The 6,910-nt window shown below is 41.3% G+C and carries 8 protein-coding genes; 4 read left to right on the plus strand and 4 right to left on the minus strand.

All coding sequences use genetic code 11. The annotated features are described in order from the left end of the window. The first annotated feature begins 155 nt into the window (after positions 1 to 155). Positions 156 to 1,046 (plus strand): acyl-ACP desaturase, encoded by an 891-nt coding sequence (locus tag JCM21738_RS08535; protein ID WP_023614417.1) that lies wholly within the window; start codon positions 156 to 158, stop codon positions 1,044 to 1,046. A gap of 106 nt (positions 1,047 to 1,152) precedes the next feature. After that, positions 1,153 to 1,317: a hypothetical protein gene (locus tag JCM21738_RS24735; protein ID WP_023614416.1), complete on the plus strand. Its 165-nt coding sequence runs from the start codon at positions 1,153 to 1,155 to the stop codon at positions 1,315 to 1,317. Positions 1,318 to 1,326: 9 nt separating this feature from the next. On the opposite strand, the gene JCM21738_RS08540 is transcribed toward JCM21738_RS24735, so the two are convergent. After that, positions 1,327 to 1,821: a J domain-containing protein gene (locus JCM21738_RS08540; RefSeq protein WP_023614415.1), complete on the minus strand. Its 495-nt coding sequence runs from the start codon at positions 1,819 to 1,821 to the stop codon at positions 1,327 to 1,329. 149 nt (positions 1,822 to 1,970) lie between these two features. On the opposite strand from JCM21738_RS08540, the gene JCM21738_RS08545 reads away from it, so the two are divergent. Continuing rightward, a complete protein-coding gene (locus tag JCM21738_RS08545; RefSeq protein WP_023614414.1) occupies positions 1,971 to 2,288 on the plus strand; it encodes a DinB family protein in 318 nt (105 codons plus the stop codon). On the opposite strand, the gene JCM21738_RS08550 is transcribed toward JCM21738_RS08545, so the two are convergent. Together JCM21738_RS08550 and JCM21738_RS08555 are read right to left on the minus strand one after the other, a co-directional pair. Further along, a complete protein-coding gene (locus tag JCM21738_RS08550) occupies positions 2,251 to 3,081 on the minus strand; it encodes an acetamidase/formamidase family protein (protein ID WP_023614413.1) in 831 nt (276 codons plus the stop codon). The two genes, JCM21738_RS08545 and JCM21738_RS08550, sit on opposite strands and share 38 nt — an antisense overlap. A gap of 12 nt (positions 3,082 to 3,093) precedes the next feature. Next, on the minus strand, positions 3,094 to 4,029 hold the full coding sequence (locus tag JCM21738_RS08555; protein WP_023614412.1) for a DMT family transporter: 936 nt from the start codon (positions 4,027 to 4,029) through the stop codon (positions 3,094 to 3,096). 565 nt (positions 4,030 to 4,594) lie between these two features. Here JCM21738_RS08555 and JCM21738_RS08560 point away from each other — a divergent pair. Beyond that, entirely contained in the window at positions 4,595 to 5,062 is a 468-nt protein-coding gene (locus JCM21738_RS08560) for a hypothetical protein (RefSeq protein WP_023614410.1), read from the plus strand. Between the two features lie 163 nt (positions 5,063 to 5,225). Here JCM21738_RS08560 and JCM21738_RS08565 read toward each other — a convergent pair. Beyond that, the coding region (locus JCM21738_RS08565) for a sensor domain-containing diguanylate cyclase (protein ID WP_023614409.1) at positions 5,226 to 6,910 on the minus strand (1,685 nt) is incomplete at its 5' end.

Genomic DNA, 6,910 nt, shown 5'->3' on the forward strand with positions numbered 1-6,910 from the left:
TTATGGACATTTTATATAGAATGCAGTGCTCCTTCCTCCTAAATTCCTATTTTTAATAAAAAAGAGCCTTCCATTTAGTTAAAATTCAGAAAATATGGTAGAGTTAGACTTAGTAACAGGTCATAATATCTAGTATTAAATTTGGAGGGACTGCTTTGCTGACGAACCACCTGGATTTCCGACTCGAGCCAAGGATTAGAGAACTTTACGAGGAGCATAAGAAACGTGCTGAAAAAATTGACTGGGGCTACCATGAATTTTTGCCATGGGATAAGGCAATGGATTTTAAACGCGTTCCCTGGGATGAAAGCCAGGTCACGTTGCCGACACCGGTTATTACTGCAATTGAAACAGCGCTCCTGACTGAGGTGAACCTGCCGTGGTTCACTTCTTATCTTGATCAGACATTTAAGGGGTCATTATCTGTCATCAAAGATTTTGTCCATACATGGACGGCAGAAGAGGACCAGCACTCAAATTTGCTGGAAACGTATCTGTTAATTACAAGAAATGTCGAACCAATGCGACTGCATCAATTACATAAAATGACGCTGGAGAATGGCTGGAACCCGGATTTTCACACGCCATTTGAGACGATGGTCTACACATCAATGCAAGAGCTGGCGACGATGGTTTTTTACAATAATGTCGCTAAGGTTGCAGGACCGCATGATCGGGAATTGGCCACACTTCTCCGTCGGCTTGCAAAGGATGAAACGCTTCACTACGCATTTTATCGAGATGTCATCAAATACCACCTGGAATTAGAGCCTAATTATTGCTACTACCTGGTCAACGTCATCATGAATTTCAAGATGCCAGGTGCTGTCATGCCGGATTTTGAAGACAGGATGGCCATCATCGCTAAAGAGGCGAATTATGGCCCACTGGAGTATTTTGATCAAGTCCTCGATGTCATCGTTGATTATTGGGATATCGAGAATCTAAGGCCGATCGCACCAGAAGCTGAAAAGGCCAGGCTGGACATCTTAAATTACCATGCGCGCTTGAAAAGGGTTAGGGAGAGGTTTTATAAAAATAAGTAGAAAAATGGAACCAGCAGTGTTGATTTCTGGTTCCATTTTTATTCCCTAAAGGTATTTTCCGATTTTTGCAGAATAGTTTATGGAAGACATATAAAAAGGAGCTTTTATGTATAAGGGAATGCTACTATTTACCGGAGGCTTGATCATGTATATGGCAGGCATCTATTTATCTACTAATTGGACCGCTGTTGGTGCGGCCATTGGTGTTTTAGGCGGGATGCTGATGGGTGCCGGTACCTTTTTTAAAATCACGAAAAGAAGGAATCAATGAAAGATTCCATTACTTTAAGTTCTCGTAATGTTCGTTAAATACCTTGAACAGCCTTTCATCGCCACCGCGGTCGGGATGGAGGGCTTTGAGAATTTTCTTGAATTCTTTCCTAAGCACCTGGCTATCTGTATTTTGTTTTAGACCTAACATTTCTTCCATTTGCGAAGGGGCAGTGCCGGATGCTTCGATTTGTGCATTTAGCATTTTTTTCAGCGTTCTAACCTTGGATTGCTCAATATGTAACCGCGTGTTCAGCAATTCCAGCTGTTCGTTAAGCAGATTATTCTCCCGTTTGGAACTTTCCAGTTGTTCGGAGAAATGGTCGTTGTACTTTTGAATTATGAACTCTGTCAAATCCTTAAGATGGATTTTATATGAAGCATTTCTTCTATGAGCTTGTTCGGCTTTTAATAGTCCTTCTTCAATCCACATCATTACATCTTGATCATCAGCATCTATTCCGTATGAAGTTAACTGTTCTGCAGCCTCTTTGATTGTCAGCATTTAATAGCCTCTCTTGTAAAAAATAATCAGACAAATCTATCATACCATTGAATTTTTGCAGAAAAAGAACAGAAGTGTGACATTGTGTTACATACAAATCCTCATGTGAAAATATGATGGAATTATATCGAAAAGGCAGGTGTATTAAAATGGTGTTTAAAATGAATGAAGCAATAGAAATCCTGGAACGGACGCCTGGAACTTTGAAAACCTTATTATCAGGTTTATCGGAAGGCTGGGTGTCCAGCAATGAAGGGGAGGGAACGTGGAATCCTTCCGAAGTAATCGGACATCTCATCGACGGTGGAAAATACAATTGGATTCCAAGGCTTAATATCATGTTGGCGGAAACAGATGATAAAAGTTTTCCGGCTTTTGACCGTTTTTCACATTTAAAGGACTATGCGCATTTGACAATTGAGGAAAAGCTCAGTGAATTTTCTTCATTGAGGAAGGAGAAAGTGTAACCATCTCATCCAGTGCCTGTCCAGCAGCAAGGTTCAAGTCTTCATTAAAGCCAAAGGTCACCCAACCAGCTGGCGTGTTAGCCCGCGGCATTTTCAACTGAAGATCCTCTCTGACTGTCAGGGTGATGTCAACCAAATCCATCGGGCACTCAATCGCCGTGCCGGAAACTTCGCCGTCGCCTTGTGCAGCGTGTCCATCACCAATTGAAAACAATGCCCCATCAACTGAAATTGGCAGATACAATGTGCTGCCTCTTTTTAGTTCTTTGCAGTCGATATTCCCGCCGCAATAGCGGGGAGGGGATGTACGGTGCACTCCTGTTTCTGCAGGTGCAACACCCATCAGGCCGATGAATGGATTAAGCGCAACATTCAAAGGGCGAGTACCAATTTCAGTCCTGGCTGTCATTGTGTCACGGTCCAATTCCCAATCAAGGCGAATTCTCTCAGACCCTGTTAAACCGACTGCATCATTTTGCCAGCTCTTTTTGCCGCCTGCCCAATTCGTGCCATACCAGCCTGGTACGACATCGTTTAATTTTACCTCAAGAACCATTCCGGCTTTTGCTCCGTTCACTTCAATCGGCCCAATCATCGGGTGGAGAGGGGTCTCTTCTTTTACTGCTGACGCGAAAAATTGTCTCTCTACGCCTTTTGCTTCAGAATAACCCCATTCAATATCGGGTGTTTTCATTCGAATGCTGTCACCAGAATTCACCTTAAGGATAGGTTTATATTCATTGCTAAAAGAACCGTGCAGGTTTTCGGATTTTATTTGAATTTTATGGATCATGACTGCAACTCCTTATGCGATTTCATTTTTTACTAACTTGCCAGCTTGTTTCTTTTTAAAAAGCCGCGGGTTTGTTCCAATATAAACACCGGATAGCACGAGGGCTGCACCGACGGCATGAGCAGAGGTGAAATTTTCACCTAAAAACAGAGTAGCCATTATGACTGCAGATACTGGCATGACATTGATGAAAATCGATGCCTTCGCGGCGCCAACTTCTTTGATTCCATTGTAGTACATGACGAACGAAACGACTGTAACCAAAACGCTCATATGAATGATCGCAAACCAGGTGGTACCTGTTGCCTGCTGGACGTCCTGCCATGATGTTTCTGATAGGGCAAACGGCAGCAGGAAAAGGGTGCCGAAAGCGACGGCATAGGTGGTGGACTCGACCGAGCTGAACTTTTTCAAAACAACTTTCCCAACGACACTGTATAATGCCCAGCTGATGACTGCGCCCATAAGAACGAAGTCAATCGGTTCAAACCCAAGCTTGAACAAGCTCAGCAGATGTCCCTCGGTGATGATGAAAAAGGCTCCAGAAAGGGCGATTGCCAAACCGATCACGTTATTCCGTGTGATGGTTTCTTTTAAAAACAGAGCCGATAAAAGGACTATCAAGACCGGATTGGAGGCGATGAATAGCGAGCTTTTGATCACCGGTGCATGCTTGCTAGCCAGGAAAAAGAAGATATTGTACAAGGCGATACCGGTAAGGCCCAGCACTGCAAACAGGCCATAATCCTTCAGGTTTGGTTTTTGGCGATTTTTCTCCATCACGAACATAAGTGGTATAAGCAGAATCACCGCACCAAAAAACCTAAAAAAAGCGACAGTAGCGGGTTCAAAGCTTTGGACAGCATATTTGCCGGCGATGAATGCACTGCCCCAGGTTGACGTGGCGAATGTCAACATTCCATATGTAAGCCATAATTTTTTGTTCATTGCATTCCCTTCATTCTTTTGAATTATTTAAATAGTATTGTAGCATCTTTTTCGAAATACGAAATAGTTTTTTGAAAATACATGCAAAAAAGAATATTCACCCTCAGGAGGTACCAATAATTGGATCAAACTGATAAAATATTCATAAAGGAGTGAGTGTATGACAGGCTTGATATTCCTGATATTTTTTACCGCAATCATATTAATAGTTGCCACAACCAAATTCGCTCTAAGGAAAATCTTTGATATAAAAAAGTGAATTTAATGTCATGATAAAAGATAAGGGGAAAGTTAGGAAGTTGTGAGTATACAAAAATTATAAAATCAAGGAGCGTCAATTAAGCTTCATTTTCTTTTGTGAGAATCTATCTAATGAGAGTTTTCTCTTATACCTTCGAGGTTTTATGGCTAAATACTTATCAATAATTGACCCAATCCGAGATTAACCAATTGCTAAGCGACCTTGAGAGAGTTAAGTCTCTATACCACTGAAAAGCAGGTCTAAATGACTTGCTTTTTCTATTTCCTACAGGAATTGCTGCTATTTCTCTCGAATAGGTAACGAATGAATCTAGTTAGAGGAGGAAGAAGTCCTATCAATGTAAAAATAAAACCATTAGTCGCAGGGCTGATATCAGGGATAGCCCTAGGATTGTTTTTAAAACTTATCCAATCTATAACAAGCATAAAAGTTTATACCTTATTGCTGAATGTTGATTACATACCTATTCTTAAGGATTTAAAATTATCTGAAGTTGTTGAGTTTGGTTTACATATAGTGATATCAATAGGACTGGCGTTCGTTATGAACTTTTACATAATCAGAAAGGACTTCCATAGAGAAGCAATCCGTCGCTTTGTCATTAGAATTAGCTTAATAGTTGGTTTGCTGCTATATCCAACAACGCTTCTTTCAGAACGGACACCACCAATCACAAGCGCATATGCCTTTTTATTTTGGATGGCGGGTCACTGGATTTATGGCTTCGTTTTAGGGAGAAATTTACAATATAAGGAAGGAGAGAGGGTTTGAAAAAGAAAAACTTCTATATGTAGTACTGGACAATAAGGGGATCTCACTGAAAACTTATGATTTTCATGAATTGGTAAAATTCCTTAAATCGAATATTCCGCAAAAATAGAAGCCTTATTAAGGGAGATAACAAATTGTTATATGCAAACAAAATGCCAGGAGATTACGCTCCTGGCATTTGTTTTTGTTGCTTATTCGTATGGAAGGTGAATTTATTTTTACCGGCTCGTTTTGAAGCATAAAGTGCCTCGTCAGCGTAACTAATGACGGTAAAAGGGTCGATATCATGATCGGGCCATACTGCACCACCGACACTGCATCCAACATGGAGCTTTGATTCAGCTATTTCATAAGGGTTGTTTATGTTCACAATAAGCTTGTGCGCTATTGCGGAAAGTACGTGTTTTTTTGACTCAGTCGGACTGCTCACGACCACAAGAAATTCGTCACCGCCAAGTCTGAAGATAGGGTCTTCTTTCCGTGAATTTTCTTTCAGCCTGCGAGCCACTTCCTTTAGCAGCAGATCTCCTGTTTGATGTCCATACGTATCGTTGATTATTTTAAATCCATCCAAATCCATATATAAAAAGGACAATGAATTCCCTGTAGTTTTGGCTTGTTTTAAAAATTGATCCAGCGCGACACGGTTTCCAAGACCCGTCAGGAGATCATGATGGGCCAGATTTTCCATTTTGTCCAAATTGGATTCTGTCCGAACCAATGTATCAACTAAGTCCCTTAAAGAACTGGATAGGATTTCAAGGTCTTGGATTCCTTTTATTAAAGGTATAGTGTTTTCTTTGCCGATTCTTAGATTATGGGCAGCTCTTGAAATCCTCCTTAAAGGACTTGTTATGAAACCGGCAAGAAGCCAGCCAATAATCGCAAAGACAACAGCAGTTATGGTGCCAAGTTTGATTATAAAAGATTTCAATTGTTCAACAGGAGCAAATGCGTTCTCTTCAGGGATTCGGACAATGACCGTCCATCCAAGGCCTGAATAATCATGTTGGCCGTCTCCGACTGCAAATCCCGTCAGATAATTTTTTCCGTCCGGCCACTCTTCTACGAGCCAGCTGTTGGCACCCTTCCTTGCCATATGAACACTTTGAACATCTATGAATTTCCCAGTCATACCATCTGGTCCAAGGAGGACGGTGCTGTCCAAACCACTCACCACAAATACTTCAGCTCCACTTAATTCATCCTTTAAAGGTTGTACTATTTCATCTTGTACTTGCCGCGACCATTCCCAACTTAGATGTGTAGCCAGAACACCAGTGAATTTTCCGTTTTCATCTGTTAAAGCTTTGCTGATGTCAACGAATTGCATCGGTTCTCCAGATGGATTCGGCAGCAGGTTCGCAAGAAGAACTGCATTATGAACATCGCCAATGAATGTTCCTTTTTTTCCTTCCTGGTAAACAGGGCGTTGTGAAATATCAGAGCCTACCAGAATTTTGTCTGATGCAGCGACCACAGTCCCGGCTGAATCAGTCAGACCAATCCAAGAAAATACGGGAATACTGGTTTTTAACTGGTCCAGCAAAACCTGTGCTGACTGTAGATCCTCTTGGGATTTAATATCTTCTATTTGACTTAGGACCTCAACTTCCCCGATTCGTGACCACATAAATGAATCTAGCTTATCCGCCATATGATAGGCAGTAGAAGACAGGCCGTTACCAATCTCTCTTTTGATTGTTTCACTTGAATGCTTGCTAATCGTTATGCTCAGCAGCATCGTAAGCGCAATGATAATGACACCAAAAAATAGAGCCATATAGGCTCGAAGGTTTATTTTCATGTAAAGTATTCCTTTCGCAGCAAAACTAAAAATCTCTACCC

It is taken from the genome of Mesobacillus boroniphilus JCM 21738 (assembly GCF_000517385.1).
Lineage (GTDB): Bacteria > Bacillota > Bacilli > Bacillales > Cytobacillaceae > Mesobacillus > Mesobacillus boroniphilus.

What these genes read in the sequence shown, in the direction of transcription:
- JCM21738_RS08540 (WP_023614415.1), bottom strand. Translation starts at nt 1,821, where the DNA reads ATGCTGACAATCAAAGAGGCTGCAGAACAGTTAACTTCATACGGAATA.
- JCM21738_RS24735 (WP_023614416.1), top strand. Translation starts at nt 1,153, where the DNA reads ATGTATAAGGGAATGCTACTATTTACCGGAGGCTTGATCATGTATATG.
- JCM21738_RS08560 (WP_023614410.1), top strand. Translation starts at nt 4,595, where the DNA reads ATGAATCTAGTTAGAGGAGGAAGAAGTCCTATCAATGTAAAAATAAAA.
- JCM21738_RS08545 (WP_023614414.1), top strand. Translation starts at nt 1,971, where the DNA reads ATGGTGTTTAAAATGAATGAAGCAATAGAAATCCTGGAACGGACGCCT.
- JCM21738_RS08550 (WP_023614413.1), bottom strand. Translation starts at nt 3,081, where the DNA reads ATGATCCATAAAATTCAAATAAAATCCGAAAACCTGCACGGTTCTTTT.
- JCM21738_RS08555 (WP_023614412.1), bottom strand. Translation starts at nt 4,029, where the DNA reads ATGAACAAAAAATTATGGCTTACATATGGAATGTTGACATTCGCCACG.